Consider the following 17,886-nt stretch of genomic DNA (forward strand, 5'->3'; position numbering starts at 1 on the left):
CTTTTAATGTTAATCATAGTCAATTATATCATCATTCATTCTCTTTTGCATTATTGATATATAATCATCCAACTCCTTACTTATCTTTAATACTTCTTTTAAGTCGCTATCCTGTTCATTACTATTATCATTAAAAGTTTTACGTAGATTATCCATTTTTTCAATGTTGATTTTCTTATTCATTTTATACATCGTTATCACCTCTTAATTTTATTTTATATCTTTAGTGACATTTTTGCAACAAAAGGCTATTATATTATAAGCCTATAATGGATAAAATTCTATTATAGGCTTATAATATAAAAGAGGTGTATGTTATGAATGAAGAAAACCTATCTGAAACAATAGGTCATCGTATAATGATTAGAAGAAAACAACTTGGATATACTCAGGAACAAGCCGCAGAAAAATCAAATCTAAGCCATCAATTTTTTTCGACAGTTGAAACTGGCAGGAAAAATCTTCGTGCAGAAAGTATAATCAAAGTAGCCAAAGCTCTAAACGTTAGTACAGATTATCTATTATTGGGTATTACTAATGAAAATGATACCAATAGTATATCTAATCTATTGTCCAAGCTAAATGGTAATGAACTACACTGCTTGGAAGAGATAATCAAAAATTATCTTAAAGCTTTAGGGTATTAAGAATCTGTAGATATAAAACTATTAATCTATTTTTCAATTCTCATAACTTAAAATATTATTTATCCCATGATATAGTCTGAAAAAAGACCCTTAATTCTTAACAGGAAGAATTAAGGGTAAAGACAAAATTTAATTTGTTAAATTACTATGATAAAACTATATCTATATTTATTACTATATATTCTATATGGTAAATTTCTCAGAGAGTTTTTCCATAGTAATTGCAATATCTGCTAGCTTTTCACTAGATTTGGTTATCTCTTCCATAGATGCTGTCTGTTCTTCAACAGACGCATTTACTTCCTCTGTGGATGCTGCTGACTCTTGTGTTACACCTGAGATTTCCTCAACAAATGAGAAAGTCTTATCCTTATTTTCACTAATTTGAATTAGGGCTTTGTTCAACTGCTTGAATAACTCAATCACATCCCCAGTTGAATTTTCAATTATATCATAAGTTGAAACAGTCTTATCCAAGTATCTGTCTACGTTACCTACTATCTCTCCTGCTTCATTCATGTTGTTATTAGTAATCTCAATTTCATTAGTCATCCTATTAAGTATATCAGATATTTCTTCTGTAGCTTGTTTTGTATCATCTGCCAGCTTACTTATCTCTTCTGCAACAACTCCAAAACCTTTTCCTGCTTCTCCTGCTCTAGCTGCTTCTATAGTGGCATTTAATGCAAGTAGATTCGTTTGATTGGCTATACTTGAAATTGTAACTAATATGTTTTCAATTAGTTTTGATTGATCAGCTAGCTCATGGGTATTACTATTGACTTTTTTAGCTACATCTATATTCAACTCGAATTCTTTTTTTAATTTATCGATTATCTCTCTACCTTTAAGGTTTACATCTTTTACTTTATTTGTTCCTGTATTGACTTCTTGTGCTAATTCTTGGGATTCAGTTATAAGATCACCAAGTTGGGATAATTCCCGGACTACACTATCCGACTGCCTAGCCTGTGTTGTTGCTCCATCTGCTATTACTTCAACAGCTTTTGAAATTTCTTCTGAAGTAGCTGTGTTTTCATTAATTGCATCAGATAATTTTATTGAAGAATCTTTTAAGTCAAAAGCATGCTCTTGAATATCTTTCATAACATCTTTTACATTTTCAGCAATAACATGAATGGCTCTGGCTAAATCCCCTATTTCATCTGTTCTTTTCAGAAATTTTTCTGGTACCTCTTCTGTCAAATCTAATTTTGACATGGTCACAGCATGTTTAGTTGCTAATATAATAGGCTTTGTAAATAATTTGCCAATAAAATATACTAATGCTATAGCAATTATCAATGAAATACTAGTAATACATATAAGGTTCTTTCTAAGTTTTATTACATCAGCAAGCAAATCACTTTTTAGAGCTTTAACAGCTATACTCCAGCCTGAATCACCTATAGGATGATATCCACAGTAATATGTATTTCCTTCATACACATATTCGTCGGTCCCAGCTTCTCCTTTAATCATAGTTTCAACAACACTAGCTAGCTGTTCATTACCATCTTCTTGATTATTTAATACGTTATCTTGTTTTAAAACTATATCCATGTTGTTATGGGCTATTGTATTGCCTTTCCCATCAACAATAAAGGCTCCACCACTAGTACTGACTATTATGTCTTTTATGGAATCACTAAGATATTGCGGTCTGACAAACCCGACAACAACTCCATCAATCCCATTATTTTTAATAGGAGAAGCTACAAAAAATTCAATGCCTCCCATTATATCGCTGAATATTAAATCACTAAAATATGTATTGCCTCTCATAGCTTCTTTAAAATATGTTCTATCGCTGACATTTGCAGTTTTACCATTAGTAAAATGTGCCATACCATTCTTATCTACAATAAACATTCCTGAAAACATTTTATTTTTATCAACTTCAGCAAGAATAGCTTTTTTCTGTTCATTCCAATCCCAAGATTTCATCACATTTCTATTGGCTACTCCATTCATAGTTGCTTTTGCTATGCTGATTTCAGATTCAATATAGTTGCTATACCCTTTAGCTAACTCTATTAATTCATTATCCACTGTTTTGTGAAGTGCATTTATTGATGACACACATGCCATAATACCAACACCACCACTTATTACTATTATAATTATAGTAAAATAAGCCATTAATTTGAATTTTATACTCTTAAACAATTTCGTTCCTCCTCTGTTGTATATTAAAAAGTTATTAAACCTTTCTATATAGTAGAATGTAATATTACTTATTGCATTTACTTTATATTCCATTGATTATATTTTAAAATTACAATATATTAATATAATAATTGCATGATAAATAAATCAATATATCACTTTATATTCATATCATGAGTAATTCCTTTTAGATATAAATAAAACAGCAACTATATGGATTAATATATAAACTATTTAGAGCAATTAACTTATTATACCATAAAAAAAGCAAACTATAAAGAGTAATTACTCTTAATAGTTGCTTATTAAAAATTGAAATTTATCATATCCTATAACTATGGAAGGAGGTGCATTTTATTAATGCAGAATAAAATCATAGATTTAAACCTTTTAGGTAAAAATATTAAACAATATAGACTAAAAAAAGAGTTGACACAAGAAAAACTAGCTGGATTGACAGGTCTTTCTATACAGTATATAGGAAATATTGAAAGAGGTAATACAACCGCTTCTTTGGAAACAATTATGAAAATCTGCTTAGTTCTAGAAATAACACCAAATCAATTATTAATTACATCATCTAGCCCTACTTCAAATGCATTAACAGAACAAATATTAGATTCTTTATCAGATAAATCCCCTAAATTTCTTCACCACATTATTGGATATATTGAATTTCTCCAACAGAGTAAATCTTTTTAATATTATTTCATCCCCTAAATAAGTCATATAAATCCATATTTAGGGGATGAAAATAAACACTACCTATAAAGATAATTTTCCATCAGCAACACGTTTTTTTAAATCTTCTACTTTTAATTTTATCATATCTCTTGTTTTTCTAAAGTCCTCTATTTCTCCACCTGAAGGGTCAGTAAGTCCCCAATCTTCAGTATGCTTATTAGGTAAATAAGGACATGTGACATTACACCCCATTTTAATTAGTATATCTATCTCACTCGGAATATCAGATAGTAGTTTGGGTTTATGAGAACTCATATCTACTCCAACTTCCTCCATTACTTGTACAGCTTTAGGTTTTACCTCTGGATACTCTTCTGTTCCCGCTGAGTAAACATCAAATACATCATTGGCTAATGTTTTAGCCCACCCTTCTGCCATCTGGCTTCTACATGAATTATGAACACAGACAAATGCAACTTTATATTTCATTTCAACAACCTCCATATCACCATATTTATATATTCATATAATATCATAATTTTATTATAGATGTATATTTTATAACTATTTTTTAACATCATTTCTATAAAATACATTGACATAAGATAATACAAATGATATTATATGGTTAATTAGTTAACTAACTAACCATATAAATAAAGCAGGTGATGACCATTAATATTAATCCAAATAGCAGTGTACCTATCTTTGCTCAAATAGCGACTATGTTAGAAGACTACATTTTAGATGGAACTTACCAGGTTGATACAGCTATTATATCAACCACACAATTATCCAAATTACTGAAAATCAATCCAGCTACAGCCATAAAAGGTGTCAACATTCTAACGGAACAAGGTATTATCTATAAACGTAGAGGTATGGGGATGTACGTCACTAAGGAGGCAAAAGATATAATTATGGAAAAGAGAAGAGCTTCATTACAAACAAATACTATAAAAAAACTTATTCAGGAATGCAAAAAGTTAAATATCAATAAAGAGGATGTCATAAAAATGATTGAGGAGGATTGGAATGATTCAGTTAAATAACTTAACTAAAAAATATGGTAAAGCAAATGCACTTAGTAATATAAATATAGAAATCAATGAAAATAAGATCTATTGTTTATTAGGAGAAAATGGGGCTGGCAAAACTACTTTTCTAAGAACCATATCAGGTTTAACCCAAGCCACAAAAGGTGAAGTATTAGTTAACGGCTTGAAAGTTAATAAACTATCTATGCCTGAGATTGTTTGTTTCGTAGAAGAACGAGAGAATCATATCAATCTAAAGATAAAAGATCTAATAAGTTTAGCAGCTGATTTTCAAGATGGCTTTGACACTGAATTTGCCGATGATATGATAAAAAAATTCAACCTCAATCCAGATAAAAAGTTTAAAAAGCTATCCTTCGGTATGAAAACCATGGTAAATACCATTATTGGTCTTGCTAGTACTAATAAGATTGTGCTATTTGATGAACCTGTATTAGGTTTTGATGTTATTATGAGAAACAAATTCTACTCACTATTAGAAGAAAGTATAGCTAGACATCCAAAAATAATAATAGTATCTACTCATCTAATTGATGAAATAGCCAAGATTGCAGAAGAAATAATTATCATACATAAAGGTGAGTTATTATTAAGGTCAAATATCATTGATTTACAAGATAAATGTTACAGTGTAACTGGAATCGCTTCAGATGTTGACAAAGCTGTAATGGGTAAAAATATTATTAATGTACATGATATAGGAAAATTCAAAACTGTAAATGTATACGATACACGAATAGAAGAAAATGATAGAATCCAAATCAGCAATGAGGGCTTACAAGATTTTTTTGCTAACCTTATAGGGGGTGAAATCAATGAATAAAGCAATAAAAGTGGCTAAATTCAATTTTAAATATGGTTGCAAACAAACATTTATAATCACATTTATTGTAGTACTTCTAACAATAGTTAATCTTATAATAGAATTTTTAATAGGTAGTCAAGTTCAAGGTAGTCTTTCCATAGGAAATCTATTTACACTAATTAATATACTTGCTCCCATATTTATTGTTTTAAAGTACTATAAAAAACTAATAAACATTGGAGCTAAAAAACTCGATTTTTTCAAGGGCTGTATAATTAACTATGTGGTACTTGCAGTAATTGTGGCAATCATAAACATCTTATTCTACTATGCTATTGAACCAATGATCTGGGGTAACAGTCTTGAAATATCTTACTTACCTGCATTTGGTTGGACTAAATCTGGTGTTTTTGCATGTTTTGTATACCAAACTGGCTTTTACATATTATTAAGTGTATTTATTCACACCCTTGTATTATATCAGAATATGTGGATTGGTTGGGTAGCGGATGTTATCTTAATTGCAATCATTAGTGTATTCACTCCTATTGCTCCTCTTAGGCAGGCATTAATCGTCTTCTTTAGAGCTACGACCCTTAATCCAAGTTTTATTCTACAGTTTATATGTGATATCCTTCTTGCTGGATTACTATATGCATCAACTTTGTATCATATGAGCAAAAAATAATTTTTATATGATATGCAAAATAAAAAGCTGTATGCTCATATGATACAGCTTTTTAGATATTTTCCATTCATATAATTCATTGAGTATATTGTCATTCTTGATTACTGACTTCCAATTTTATAGACTCTTTAGCAGATTCATAAACACCTAATACAATTTCCAAAGCTTTCTTACCTTCATATCCTGTAACCTTGACAGGTGTATCTTCTATAACATTATCATAAAACTCCTTTATTTGATAATAATGATATATACCCCAATAACCTTGTCCACCTGACTCAATTTTATCATTGTGCTCTATAGTAGTTCTTTCACCATCTTTTTCTATAGTGACATCAAATCCTTTTATATTAATGATTCCGTTTTCACACATTATCTCAATTTGAATAGGAGAACTTTTCGTATAATAGTTAGTAGCAAAGAGTGAATATATACAACCATTTTCAAAACCTATAGCTGCACTTGCAACATCCTCAACTTCTACACTCTTTAAGACTCTGTTATCTATCTGACCTTTAATCCATTTAACTTTACTACCAACCAAGTGTTGCACTAAATCAATACTATGAATGGCTTGGTCTATCAAAACACCGCCGCCTTCTTTTTCCCAGCTTCCTTTCCAATCACATTCATAGTAAGAAGGTGGACGCCACCATGTAAGTGATGACCATGCTCCTAATACTTTCCCCATTTCCCCGTTGTCTATTAACTGTTTAGCCTTGACAACACCTTCAATATATCTGTTTTGGAATATAACTCCAAATTTTCTTCCTGAACTATTTGCAGCTTCTATTATGGCATCTGCATCTTGTAGTGTTATCGCCAAAGGTTTTTCTGTAAGAACATGGATTCCTTTATCTAGACATTTGATTATCTGTTCCTTATGCAAGAAATGAGGAGTACATATATGAACAACATCAAGATCTTCTTCAAGGAGGTCTTCTATTCTATCAGAAAAAGAACATTGTTCAAATTCTTTTGCAAAACTTTCAGCTCTATCTAATACTTTATCAATTGCAAATCTGACTTCAATTCTGTCACTTAAGTTTTTGAATGCTTCTTTATAGACAACTGATATTCTTCCACAGCCTATAATTGCAATTTTTAATTTACCCATAAATTCACCCCTTATTTTATGTTACATCTGTTTTTCCAAGAAATTGTAAGCTCTTATATATCTATTAATATCCTGTTCCCCATGTTCGTATTCAACAACAGCCCAGCCATCTTCACCTAATGTATTTCTAAGTACTTTCAATAATTTATTGAAATCAATTATTCCTTCTCCCAAATCAACAAATTCATTGTTTTCATTAATATCCCTTAGATGAACATAACTTATTCTATCAGCATGATTCTCTACAACTTCTATTGGATCAAATCCAGAAGCATAGACCCATCCTAGGTCCAGACCAAGATTCAGATTAGGAGCATATTCTACTAGGGTATTAAAAATGTATCCATCATTTTCAAATTCCCAGATATGATTATGAAGATTTAATTTTACGCCCATCTCTTGGCATTTTATTGCTGCATTGTTGATATTTTTAGCCGCTTTTATAAGCTGTTCCTGTGTACCTGAAAATCTTTTTGTTGACATGATTACGTTTTTATTAGGCATATCTTTAACAAACTCAGCTACCTTAAGTATTTTATTAGTTGTCTCTTCACAATTAATATCCCATTCTTCTAATGGTGAACCAATGTGCATACCAGTTATTTGGTAGTTATATCTATCTAAAATATTAAGCAGATACTCTTTATCGTCAGTTCCAAAAAACCTTGATCCGATTTCTGACCCTTTAAAACCTGTGCTTGATAATAACTTTATTATATTTTCTGTGTCTTCTTTTATTCTTTCTTTGAATAATACAGCATGGCAACCTAATTTCATATGACTTTCCTCCTTAATTAACCTTCAATGATTCTTTCAATATGATTCTTAGCTCGTATTAATCCTTTTTCAACTTTATCAAGAGTACCGTCCCATACTGGGTCTTCATGTTCAATGCTTATTGTACCTTTATAACCAATTTCATATAAATTGGCTACAATTTTATTCCAATCAATATCTCCAAGACCAACTAGACGATGTCTCCACCACTGATGTTCAAAGAAATTGGTTTCCTCAGTTATATTATGCAGGATACCAACTTTTTTAAGATTATCATATAGTATTTCTGTGTCTTTTCCATGGAAATGGAATATCTTACTTCTATATTTGATTATGTTCTCATAAGGGCTCATAAACTGCCAAATCATATGTGATGGATCAAATGCTAGACCTATTTTATCTGAATCAACTTTATCAAATAGTATATCCCACATATATGGTGATATAGCTATATTACCCATCATTGGACAATTCTCTATTGCTATTTTCACATTATTTCTTTCTGCATATTCTGCTAGTTCTTTTAACCATTCTGTAACTGCTTCTACACTTTTTTCAGGATTGAATCTTGCACCATAATAGGCATCCTTGGTAACCCCTGTTGAGCATATTACTTTCTCAATCCCTAGTTTTCCTGCAAATTCTATACGTCTAATCAATTGCTTCTTATGCTCATCACCTACATTATTCTCTTCATCAAGAAAATTTCTACAGTAAATTAAGGCTGATATATCAATTTTGCCTTCTTTTTTTATATCTGAAAAGATCTTTTCATCAAGTTCAATAGTTGGTCCAACTTCCAAATCCTTAAATCCATTATCACAAGCCCAATTACTTATTTCTTTTAAATCTTTCATTCCAGCCCAAGCCAAGCTATTAGTGATTAATCCTACTTTCATAATCATTCTCCTTTCTATTAGTCAAGGATAACTGTTTTTTTGTTATCAGCTGATTCTTTTAATGCTTCTAATAATTCCTGAATATAAAGTCCTCTAGCGAAATCTCTTTCAGATTGTTTATTATTAATAATATTATCTATAAATTCATTTATCTCTTCATGGAACTTGGATTCTTCTAAGAATTCATCTGGAACAGCTACAACTTCTTCTTTTTGACCGTTGTAACCTCCATCTTTTTCCTTCAAGTTAACTATCAATTCATTATCTTCGTGTTCATAGACGAGCATACCTCCCTCTCCTATAATCTCAAGGCTATGTCCCCTAGTACCTAGTCTACTTGAATAGAAAGTTCCTACTGCACCATTATTAAGCTTAGCAGTAAAAATGGTTGTATCATCATTGGTTACTGCTCCCATACCTTCTTCATCAATTTTCTTTCTTTCTGGAATAGAAATTGTTGAAATGGCTGTTAACTCTTTCACTGGACCTTCTGTATCTTTCAATAAATAATCTACTATGTCAATCATATGAGATCCAAAATCAGCTAAAGCTCCTGTACCAGAATATTTTTTTTGCATTCTCCACTCTAGCATTACACCTGTCTTATTAGCGATTCTTCCTCCTCCAAGACATTGTCTAAAACCATATATTTTTCCTAATTTCCCTTGATCTATTATAGATTTCATATATTTTATTGCTGGAATACCTCTATAACAGAAACCTATCATATTTACCAATTCAGGATGGATTTTAGCACATTCCACCATCTCTCTTGCATAGTTGATTTCAGAACTCATTGGCTTCTCGCAAAGCACATGAACCCCTGATTCCAAAGCTTTAATGGATAACTCTCCATGAGCATCGTTAGATGTACAAATACTTACTGCATCTACCATATCAAGCATTTCTTCATATGTCTTACATATAGTAATATTCTTAAGTTCCTGCTTTTTTGCCCACTCCCCGGCTCTTCCTTCAACTTTGTCAAACAAAGCTACAAGTTCACATTTCTCATTTGCATTATAAGCCTTGACATGTTGTTTTGCTATACCAATGGTATATCCTGTTCCTACAATACCTACTTTAACTTTTTTCATTATTAATACCTCCATTTATATTTTACTTACACCCATTTACACGTGTAAGTTATTAACTAAAAAAATTATATGCCTTTAGTAGAATCTCTTTCCTTCAGTTTACAAGGTAACGTAATATTGAGTGGCAACGTATTTGTATCTGTTAACATATTCATTAATCTTTCCGCACTCTTTTGACCCAATTCAAATAAAGGCAGATTACATGTAGTTAGTCTTGGATACGTATACACATCAAAATTAGAACCTGCAAGTGCAATAACTGATATTTCATTAGGGATACTTATATTAAGCTGTTGAGCCTGATACAATACTGTATATGCCATTTTACTCCAAGAAGTTATGATTGCAGAATACTCATCTTTTTTACTGAGAATCTCAATGACTGCCTCAATTTCTTTATCATTATCAGTTGAGATAGGAGTTTTAATCAATTTAATACCCTTATGCTCATTAACAGCATCTTCAACCCCTTTTCTTCGTTGTTGCTCTTGTTCTGTATCAAAATCAGGTGTTAAGTAAATTATCTCTTCATGTCCATTTTTTATCAAATAGCTTGCTGCCATATATGCACCATGATAGTAATTGATATCTACACAATTCACCATCTGATTATTCAAATGATAATCAGCAAATACTATAGGGATATTTTCTTCTACGGACATATGTAAATAATCATCTATCTTCTCTTCTGCTAGATGTTCTTGAAATGATAAGAAAAGGATACCATCTATTTTTTTACGTTTGTAGTAACTATAATACTCTGGATATCCAAAATTATCTACATGGTCTGAACATAATATAATGCTATAGTTATCACCTATGGCAGATTTAACACCATCCAGAAATTTGATATACCTTTGTTCAGATATATTTCTCTTGGAAACAATACCTATAGACATGGCCTTATTGGTTTTTAGTGCTACTGCCATAGAATCAGGATAATAGCCTAGTTTTTTTGCTGCCTGTATAACTTTCTTTTTTGTTGACTCTTTTATGCTGACTCCTTGAACATCATTTAAGATGTAAGAAACTGTTGCTCTTGATACTCCAGCTTCTTTTGCAACATCCATACTAGTTACACGTTTAAATTTTTTCATAGACTATTCACCTGATTCATAATTATTTTATATATTTTTATTATACTGTATCAATTTACACCTGTCAATAAATAAATTTCATATAACTTTATATTAATATATCAAAAAAGTCCTTAATTCTAATTAGGAATCAAAGACTTTCGTTCTTTTCATTCTTACTTATTTATCGTTACACAAAATCTGGGAAGTTATCAAAGCTGTTACTGGTATAATAAGTATTATTCCTACTCCACTACATAGAATCTGAAAAACTTCTGCACAGAACACTTTGTTGTTCAAGATATCTGCTATGGAATAATGCAGAGAGCTGAAATATATTATTAATGCCATGAATCCGCTTATGTATGCAAAAAATAATGTATTAGTCATTGTTCCCAAAATATCTTTACCTATATTCATACCTGAATCAAATAAACTTTTCTTGGTAATAGATGAGTTTGTGTTATATAGCTCATTCATGGATGATGAAATTGAGATAGATACATCAATTACTGCACCTAATAATCCTATTAGTATTTCGCATATGACTATAGTTGAAAAATTTAGCTTTATATATAAGGAAAGAGACGATATTGAATCGTATTGTTCTTTTCCAAATCCTTGTATTTTTGCACCCATTCCCATTTTATAGGTTATAAGTGTTGTAAAAAGAACAACTATTGTAACAGATATCAAGGATGATATAGTTTTCTTATTAAGACCGTTAATATAAAATAGAGTTATGGAACTAATAACTATACATATAACTATAGTAACTATAAGAGGATTTAACTTGTTAGCAATCAATATAACCATGATAAAAAATATAAGGAAGTTGAAACATACTGTAAAAAATGATCTTACTCCTCTATCTCTCCCAACTACATACATCAACAAAAATAATATTATCAACAATACTGCTATAACGCTCATAATCTAATTCACCCCTATCCTACGTTCTTTAAGAAGTATAACCGAAATGTACATAGTGATAGGAATACTAATTACAACACCAATACTTCCAATAAGAGCTCGTATTATTTCAAGATTGATTCCAATACCAATTATATATGAAAGGGAAAGCCCATTCCTCAACCAAAAAAGTATGGTTGGTATGCTTCCGCTAATGTATACAAAAACTAAGGTATTAGCCATAGTTGCCATAACATCTTTACCTATTTCCATACTTGATTGTATTAGAATCTTTCTTTCTATATTAGGATTTTTATTATATAGTTCGTTAATTGCAGATGACATGGTTATGGCTATATCCATAATTCCTCCAATAGTACCTATCATAAGCCCGATAAAAAATATCTGTTCTGGAGAAGTCATCAGAAATTCCATTTCTTCATAGTAGACTCCTTTGGAGTTAGTAACAGTCATGACTATAGCTGTAATTATCATTGTTATGATGATACTTACCATGGTTCCAACTATGGCACATAGTGATTTTTTGTTGATTCCGCTTACAATCAATATGGATATTATTACGAATATGATACTCATTATAGTAGTGATAACCCATAAGTTATAGCCATGGGAATATAGTTTTATTACGCTATAGAAAATTAGAATATTTACAATGACACTTGTCAATGATTTAAAACCTTTTGAACCACCTATTAAAAGTATGAGTACAACAAATATTATTGCAATATATCCTAGATATTTATCACGTTTATAACCTAATATGTACGAAGATATTATACTGCCTTTTTCGTCTTCAGTGATTGATATGAATATTCTATCGTTTATTTTGTAGTCTATGTCAAATATTTTAGAATAAGATGCCAAATTGTCAAATTCCAGTTTTTCACCTTTATGTTTGCCATTCATTATTATTGTATTTAGGTGCTGATTTTTAATATATTCGGTATTGCCTTGTGTTTCGTCAACAGCTATAATTTTTCCTATTGTTTTATTGTAGTAATTTTCATTATTAGCTATGAAAAAGTAGCTTATTAGACCAACAGTTATTAGTAGGATTGCTTTTATATAAAAATTCCTGTTTTTTTTGTTAAAGACTTGATTTTTATATGATATTGCTGAGTTTTTAATATTATCTTTGCTATGTAATTTACTAAACATATTTTAGTACCTCCTTTACTTCAACTACAAAAACGTGCGAAATATTATTAGTTTGTAAATATTAGCAATAATTTTTTCCGCAATTATCATATTATCATATAAGTTAGTATATATCAAATAAGAGGATATTCTTGAATTTCTAATGCGAGTCAGAAAAAGTGTTTTGTTCTGACGTGGTGTTTGCAAAATAGTATATGTATATGTTACGCCAGCTACTTGCTCGTCCTGAGCAAAAAGCTGGGTTCGGCGTCCTGCCTCACTACTCCACATATACATATACTATTTTGCTGGGAAGTATCCTTCAATATAATCACAAAAGACTTTTTCTTCTGTTGTGCGTTACTATTTGGCTATTAAGAGGTCGTTATTTGAAATCATAAAGACCATTATTTAAATTTTTAATTGATAAGTCCATATTTTATTTTTATACGGTCTAGTTTCTCAATCATTGGTTCTGATGCAAACCATAGGAAGAAAGAAGTTGCTGTTGCATGGATAATGTTGAAGGGAATACCTGTTGTATAGTAAGTCATCATGCTTTTTATAGTGGGTTTTGCTTGCCACATTAGTGCTGAACCGGTATCCAGTATAAAGCCACAGACAAAAAATGTAGTTAGTGCTCCAAATATACATAGTGAATTACGCCTTTTTATTAGGAGTCCTTTGCGAAATAATATTCCTGCGAGGAATCCTGCTATGCCAAAGGCGAACATCTGCCAAGGTGTCCATGTTCCTTGACCGAACATCATATTTGAGGTAAATGCTGTAACAGCACCTACTAGAAAACCTGTTTCGCCGCCAAAGCATACTCCAGATATAATAACTATAGCTACGACTGGTTTGAACTGAGGAAGCATGAAGAATGCAGCTCTTCCAGCTACACCAATGGCACAAAGGACAGCAATGATAATAATTTCTCTTGCCTTAGGTTTTTTGCTCTCAAATACGAATATAAATGGCAGCATTGTTTCTAATAATATCATTAGACTTATAAAGTAATATTTTCTGTCTCCTAAGAAAAACACACCGCAATATATGGTTAGAGGTACTGCTACAAGTACCATGACCATAGCTATAAGGGTTCTTTTTGTAAGTTTTCGTTTTCCTTTTGGAACTTGTATAGAGAAATCAGGAGCATCTAGGTCTTTTCCTGGGAATATAGCTATAAGGGTTATTGCAAGTTCAGTAACTAATAAGAATTGAACCAGATAGTTTTTCCAATCATTATATTTATTCCATAGTAAAACAGTGGTTAATATGAATGCTATTAATCCTGCAATGGCTATTGTAATACGTGTGGGTGTTATTTTACATATGGGCTTATATTTAGTTTTGTCACATTTAGTTATTTTTGTTTCTTGATTATGACTAGATACTTCATCATTTACCTTTGAACACATAATTTCATCTCTTATGCTTGATGAATCATTAGTATGTATTTTACCGCCACAGGCTAGGATAACATCTTCTGCAAGAATTGCTTTTGGTAAAATCGTTCTTGACATACGATTAGTAGCAGTAGTGTAAAAATTTTTACCACAAAAAAAAGCTCTTGGTGTATCAATACTTGTAATTCGTCCATCAAAAAACATGGCACAGCGACTGGCATGTGCTGCACAAAATTCAATATCATGGGATACCATGACTATTGTTATACCATCTGCTTGTAATTTCTTGAGTATATCTGCAAACTTTTTCTTGAAATACCCATCAAGACCTTTGGTTGGTTCGTCAAGCAATAAAATCTTGGGTCCTAATAGTAGTACTTTTGCTAGAGCTGCTCTTTGTTGTTCTCCCCCTGAGAGATCATATGGATGCATATGTAAAAGACTTTTCAGTTCACATAACTTTGATACTGTATCTACCATATTTTTTTGTTCTTCTTTTGGAATTTTTCTTCCTGAGAGCATTTCATATAAATCCAGTTCTACAGTTTTCTTGACGAATAATGACTGAGGATTTTGGGGAAGAACTCCTATAAAATTAATTGAAGGTAATTCCTTTTTATTATTTATAATTGAATCCTTATATATTTTTACAGTACCTCTATAAGGCTTTAATATTCCATTTATGATAGAAAGAGTAGTAGTTTTACCTGTACCATTTCCTCCTAGGATTGCAAAAAGTTCGCCTTCGCCAATGTTAATGGACAACCCTTTTATTACATCTGGCAGTTCTTTTTCATAGCGAAACCAAACCTCATCCATTTTTATGATACAGTTTTTATTATTATTAATATTATCTTGGAAGATTATATTTTTATCAGCTATTTTTTCTATTATTTTGTTGTTCTTGGCATATTCATTAATCCAATTTCGTCCATCACGTACAGTAATAGGACATTCCAAATCATTGTTTATCCCTGCATAGATTCTCATAGGTGTAGGCATAGCAATAAACATATCATGATTCAACTCTTTTAGTTTCTGCCCTGCCATTCTTGGAGTATCGTCCACAATTATACTACCATTATCCATGACTATTACACGGTCTGAGACTGGGAGTGCATCTTCTAAACGATGTTCTGTAAGTATTATGGTTGTTCCTAATTCTCTGTTAATCTTTTTTATGGTCTCCAAGAAATCTGTTGCAGCTATAGGATCAAGCTGGCTAGTAGGTTCATCCAGTATAATGACAGACGGCTGCATAACCATGACAGAAGCTAAGTTAAGTAACTGTTTCTGTCCGCCTGAGAGCTCTGTCACCTTCTTATGAAACCAAGTCTGTATACCAAAGAAAGATGCCATTTCTGATACTCTTCCTCGTATTTCAGGTGTTCTATAACCAAGACTCTCTAGTCCAAAAGCAAGTTCATGCCACACCTTATCAGTAACAATCTGATTATCTGGTGATTGCCTTACAAAACCTATTCTCTCTGTCTGCTGTCTTTGAGAAAGATTATCAAGTGGTGTGTTCTCGTAGTAAATCTCACCTTCTCTTGTACCACATGGCATAAGAGTAGATCTTAGATGTCTAAGCAAAGTAGTCTTTCCACATCCTGATTTACCACATATAGTTATAAATTCACCTTGTTTTATTGATAAATCAATGTTTTTTAATGCTGGCTTATTTACCTTTGGATATGTAAAAGTTAAATCTTTGATTGTAATAGCTTCCATCTTCTATTCTCCCAACTTTCTATTACTATTGGTGAAATGCAGAGTATTAGATAAGCTGTAAAAACACTTATAGAATAAGGTGTTATATCTGCACTCTTCATACTTGGAAAATACCGAAAGTAGACTCTACCGAGCAAAGAACCTACAAGTACATATAACCCTGTTCCACCAATAATAATCAATGCTTTTTTGTCTCTCCTATCAAAATAATAGATGGAAAAGGCCGTCCTTCCATTTAGCCCATAACCACGAGTTTTCATGGAGTCTGCTGTTTCAATAGCATTCTCCAATGCCCAAGTAATCATGATTGATAAAATTTTTATTCCATATTTAGCTCTATTTATGATATTACCTTTTGATATATCTCTTCCTATACATTTTTGTCCGTTAGATATTATCTTAAGCTGTGCTTTAAATCTAGGCACAAATCTAAGCACCATGGATAAAACAAGAGATAATGCGGGTATTACTCTACCAAACAGATATATAAACTTGTCCGATGTCATGATTACATTGTAACAATTGAACCAGCAAACTACAGATGCAAGCATAACAGCTGCGGCGATACCAAATGTAATTGATTCTAGTGTAAGAGGATTCCCACTGTCTAGATAAGTAAGTATAGTCACACCCTCATGGTTGAATGCTGGATTAACTAGTGCAGCTATTATCATCATAGGTAAAAGATATAGTAGATTAAAACGTATAGCTTTTTTTCCTCTAAGTGTCACTGAATAAGAAAATCCGCATACCAATGAAATAGCTAAACAAAGAGGATGCATGAAAATCATTGAGTAGATGAATACAAAGGTAAAGTAGACAAAATTTACAATAGGATGATATCCTTCAAAAGCACTCCTCATAAGTCTCCTCCCAATGCTGAATATCCACCTACATCTACTCCTAGATTACAAGTATATACCCATTCTATTACATCTCCCTCTTTTATCTGATAGCGACTACATCCATAGTTGGGAAACCAATCATTGACTTTATACATCCACCCTGACAATTCACCACAATCAAATTCATAGAGGTTGTTTATACCTTCAACATAAGCACTATTATACATAGGAGTATTAACAAATTCCATGTGTATCTTGTTCTTCTTCATCTCTCTGATTAATACATTGAAAACACTTTCTCCTTCATAAAAAGTGACATTATCCTGTTTAAAAATTATTCCATCCTCTGGTACTAGCTCAACTTTTTCTTTATCAAGCCAATTAATATTATCTAATATAGTATCACAACGTACTGACATTGCGCAGGTAAGCTCTTTATCAGTTATTTCTACGTTTTGAGGTTCTATAGGTATAGGTTTTCCTTCAGGTACAGGATCTGTAAGATATCTATCTTTGCCTGTATCCTCATCAATCTCCATACCTAAGGACACAGAATAATCAGTATCACCTTTTTTAACTCCTGGTGAAGAACAATTGGTCAATTCTTTTGCAAGACTTATTTTTTCTTCTGCTGTCATTGAACCTTTCAGACCCCCAGGACGTGATTCCAGCTCTTTGGAATTATCAGTGGATACATTCCATCCTTGTAAACCAGGGGCATTCCCTCCCCACCAAAAAGCCACAGCAAGTACAGCAATAATTATAAAAAATACGATTACTTTAGTTTTATTTAACTTCATTTTTGATACCCTCC

The 17,886-nt window shown here is 31.6% G+C and carries 18 protein-coding genes; 5 read left to right on the forward strand and 13 right to left on the reverse strand.

Annotation, left to right across the window (positions count from 1 at the left end; genetic code table 11):
- Positions 1 to 9 precede the first annotated feature (9 nt).
- Entirely contained in the window at positions 10 to 192 is a 183-nt protein-coding gene (locus HYG85_RS03165; RefSeq protein WP_212692251.1) for a hypothetical protein, read from the reverse strand.
- A 125-nt stretch (positions 193 to 317) separates the two neighbouring features.
- Between HYG85_RS03165 and HYG85_RS03170 the strand changes: the two genes are divergently transcribed.
- Complete coding sequence (locus tag HYG85_RS03170) at positions 318 to 647, forward strand: helix-turn-helix domain-containing protein (RefSeq protein ID WP_113671637.1); 330 nt, start codon at positions 318 to 320, stop codon at positions 645 to 647.
- 183 nt (positions 648 to 830) lie between these two features.
- On the opposite strand, the gene HYG85_RS03175 is transcribed toward HYG85_RS03170, so the two are convergent.
- Complete coding sequence (locus HYG85_RS03175; RefSeq protein ID WP_212692252.1) at positions 831 to 2,816, reverse strand: methyl-accepting chemotaxis protein; 1,986 nt, start codon at positions 2,814 to 2,816, stop codon at positions 831 to 833.
- Positions 2,817 to 3,176: 360 nt separating this feature from the next.
- On the opposite strand from HYG85_RS03175, the gene HYG85_RS03180 reads away from it, so the two are divergent.
- Complete coding sequence (locus tag HYG85_RS03180; protein WP_113671639.1) at positions 3,177 to 3,518, forward strand: helix-turn-helix domain-containing protein; 342 nt, start codon at positions 3,177 to 3,179, stop codon at positions 3,516 to 3,518.
- 63 nt (positions 3,519 to 3,581) lie between these two features.
- Here the strand turns inward: HYG85_RS03180 and HYG85_RS03185 are convergent, their stop codons facing one another.
- A complete protein-coding gene (locus tag HYG85_RS03185; RefSeq protein ID WP_212692253.1) occupies positions 3,582 to 3,989 on the reverse strand; it encodes an arsenate reductase ArsC in 408 nt (135 codons plus the stop codon).
- 179 nt (positions 3,990 to 4,168) lie between these two features.
- Between HYG85_RS03185 and HYG85_RS03190 the strand changes: the two genes are divergently transcribed.
- The 3 genes from HYG85_RS03190 to HYG85_RS03200 are packed head-to-tail and all read left to right on the forward strand — an operon-like array spanning position 4,169 to position 6,051.
- Positions 4,169 to 4,552 carry a GntR family transcriptional regulator gene (locus HYG85_RS03190; protein ID WP_244971267.1) on the forward strand — a complete coding sequence of 128 codons (384 nt, stop codon included), beginning with the start codon at positions 4,169 to 4,171 and terminating at the stop codon, positions 4,550 to 4,552.
- Positions 4,536 to 5,381: an ATP-binding cassette domain-containing protein gene (locus HYG85_RS03195; protein ID WP_212692254.1), complete on the forward strand. Its 846-nt coding sequence runs from the start codon at positions 4,536 to 4,538 to the stop codon at positions 5,379 to 5,381. The genes HYG85_RS03190 and HYG85_RS03195 overlap by 17 nt, the downstream gene beginning before the upstream one ends.
- Positions 5,374 to 6,051, forward strand: a complete 678-nt coding sequence (locus HYG85_RS03200) for a hypothetical protein (RefSeq protein WP_212692255.1) — start codon at positions 5,374 to 5,376, stop codon at positions 6,049 to 6,051. The genes HYG85_RS03195 and HYG85_RS03200 overlap by 8 nt, the downstream gene beginning before the upstream one ends.
- A gap of 91 nt (positions 6,052 to 6,142) precedes the next feature.
- On the opposite strand, the gene HYG85_RS03205 is transcribed toward HYG85_RS03200, so the two are convergent.
- The 10 genes from HYG85_RS03205 to HYG85_RS03250 form a co-directional block, all read right to left on the reverse strand.
- A complete protein-coding gene (locus HYG85_RS03205; RefSeq protein ID WP_212692256.1) occupies positions 6,143 to 7,168 on the reverse strand; it encodes a Gfo/Idh/MocA family protein in 1,026 nt (341 codons plus the stop codon).
- 21 nt (positions 7,169 to 7,189) lie between these two features.
- Positions 7,190 to 7,945 (reverse strand): sugar phosphate isomerase/epimerase family protein, encoded by a 756-nt coding sequence (locus HYG85_RS03210; protein WP_212692257.1) that lies wholly within the window; start codon positions 7,943 to 7,945, stop codon positions 7,190 to 7,192.
- Between the two features lie 17 nt (positions 7,946 to 7,962).
- Positions 7,963 to 8,844 (reverse strand): sugar phosphate isomerase/epimerase family protein, encoded by an 882-nt coding sequence (locus HYG85_RS03215; RefSeq protein WP_212692258.1) that lies wholly within the window; start codon positions 8,842 to 8,844, stop codon positions 7,963 to 7,965.
- 17 nt (positions 8,845 to 8,861) lie between these two features.
- Complete coding sequence (locus HYG85_RS03220) at positions 8,862 to 9,941, reverse strand: Gfo/Idh/MocA family protein (RefSeq protein ID WP_212692259.1); 1,080 nt, start codon at positions 9,939 to 9,941, stop codon at positions 8,862 to 8,864.
- 65 nt (positions 9,942 to 10,006) lie between these two features.
- Positions 10,007 to 11,038, reverse strand: coding sequence for a LacI family DNA-binding transcriptional regulator (locus HYG85_RS03225; protein WP_212692260.1), 1,032 nt, complete (start codon positions 11,036 to 11,038; stop codon positions 10,007 to 10,009).
- A gap of 159 nt (positions 11,039 to 11,197) precedes the next feature.
- On the reverse strand, positions 11,198 to 11,950 hold the full coding sequence (locus HYG85_RS03230) for a YibE/F family protein (protein WP_113671659.1): 753 nt from the start codon (positions 11,948 to 11,950) through the stop codon (positions 11,198 to 11,200).
- Between the two features lie 3 nt (positions 11,951 to 11,953).
- Entirely contained in the window at positions 11,954 to 13,108 is a 1,155-nt protein-coding gene (locus HYG85_RS03235; protein WP_212692261.1) for a YibE/F family protein, read from the reverse strand.
- A 398-nt stretch (positions 13,109 to 13,506) separates the two neighbouring features.
- Positions 13,507 to 16,227, reverse strand: coding sequence for an energy-coupling factor transporter ATPase (locus HYG85_RS03240; RefSeq protein WP_212692262.1), 2,721 nt, complete (start codon positions 16,225 to 16,227; stop codon positions 13,507 to 13,509).
- Positions 16,200 to 17,090, reverse strand: a complete 891-nt coding sequence (locus HYG85_RS03245) for an energy-coupling factor transporter transmembrane component T (protein ID WP_212692263.1) — start codon at positions 17,088 to 17,090, stop codon at positions 16,200 to 16,202. The genes HYG85_RS03240 and HYG85_RS03245 overlap by 28 nt, the downstream gene beginning before the upstream one ends.
- Complete coding sequence (locus tag HYG85_RS03250) at positions 17,087 to 17,872, reverse strand: DUF4430 domain-containing protein (RefSeq protein WP_212692264.1); 786 nt, start codon at positions 17,870 to 17,872, stop codon at positions 17,087 to 17,089. Before HYG85_RS03250 ends, HYG85_RS03245 begins: the two co-directional genes overlap by 4 nt.
- Positions 17,873 to 17,886 lie beyond the last annotated feature (14 nt).

The sequence above is a fragment of the Vallitalea guaymasensis genome (genome assembly GCF_018141425.1).
Lineage (GTDB): Bacteria > Bacillota > Clostridia > Lachnospirales > Vallitaleaceae > Vallitalea > Vallitalea guaymasensis.

Excerpts from the sequence above, each read along its gene's own strand:
- HYG85_RS03165 (WP_212692251.1), bottom strand. The coding sequence starts at position 192 with ATGTATAAAATGAATAAGAAAATCAACATTGAAAAAATGGATAATCTA.
- HYG85_RS03170 (WP_113671637.1), top strand. The coding sequence starts at position 318 with ATGAATGAAGAAAACCTATCTGAAACAATAGGTCATCGTATAATGATT.
- HYG85_RS03180 (WP_113671639.1), top strand. The coding sequence starts at position 3,177 with ATGCAGAATAAAATCATAGATTTAAACCTTTTAGGTAAAAATATTAAA.
- HYG85_RS03185 (WP_212692253.1), bottom strand. The coding sequence starts at position 3,989 with ATGAAATATAAAGTTGCATTTGTCTGTGTTCATAATTCATGTAGAAGC.
- HYG85_RS03190 (WP_244971267.1), top strand. The coding sequence starts at position 4,169 with ATGACCATTAATATTAATCCAAATAGCAGTGTACCTATCTTTGCTCAA.
- HYG85_RS03195 (WP_212692254.1), top strand. The coding sequence starts at position 4,536 with ATGATTCAGTTAAATAACTTAACTAAAAAATATGGTAAAGCAAATGCA.
- HYG85_RS03200 (WP_212692255.1), top strand. The coding sequence starts at position 5,374 with ATGAATAAAGCAATAAAAGTGGCTAAATTCAATTTTAAATATGGTTGC.
- HYG85_RS03205 (WP_212692256.1), bottom strand. The coding sequence starts at position 7,168 with ATGGGTAAATTAAAAATTGCAATTATAGGCTGTGGAAGAATATCAGTT.
- HYG85_RS03210 (WP_212692257.1), bottom strand. The coding sequence starts at position 7,945 with ATGAAATTAGGTTGCCATGCTGTATTATTCAAAGAAAGAATAAAAGAA.
- HYG85_RS03215 (WP_212692258.1), bottom strand. The coding sequence starts at position 8,844 with ATGAAAGTAGGATTAATCACTAATAGCTTGGCTTGGGCTGGAATGAAA.
- HYG85_RS03220 (WP_212692259.1), bottom strand. The coding sequence starts at position 9,941 with ATGAAAAAAGTTAAAGTAGGTATTGTAGGAACAGGATATACCATTGGT.
- HYG85_RS03225 (WP_212692260.1), bottom strand. The coding sequence starts at position 11,038 with ATGAAAAAATTTAAACGTGTAACTAGTATGGATGTTGCAAAAGAAGCT.
- HYG85_RS03230 (WP_113671659.1), bottom strand. The coding sequence starts at position 11,950 with ATGAGCGTTATAGCAGTATTGTTGATAATATTATTTTTGTTGATGTAT.
- HYG85_RS03235 (WP_212692261.1), bottom strand. The coding sequence starts at position 13,108 with ATGTTTAGTAAATTACATAGCAAAGATAATATTAAAAACTCAGCAATA.
- HYG85_RS03240 (WP_212692262.1), bottom strand. The coding sequence starts at position 16,227 with ATGGAAGCTATTACAATCAAAGATTTAACTTTTACATATCCAAAGGTA.
- HYG85_RS03245 (WP_212692263.1), bottom strand. The coding sequence starts at position 17,090 with ATGAGGAGTGCTTTTGAAGGATATCATCCTATTGTAAATTTTGTCTAC.
- HYG85_RS03250 (WP_212692264.1), bottom strand. The coding sequence starts at position 17,872 with ATGAAGTTAAATAAAACTAAAGTAATCGTATTTTTTATAATTATTGCT.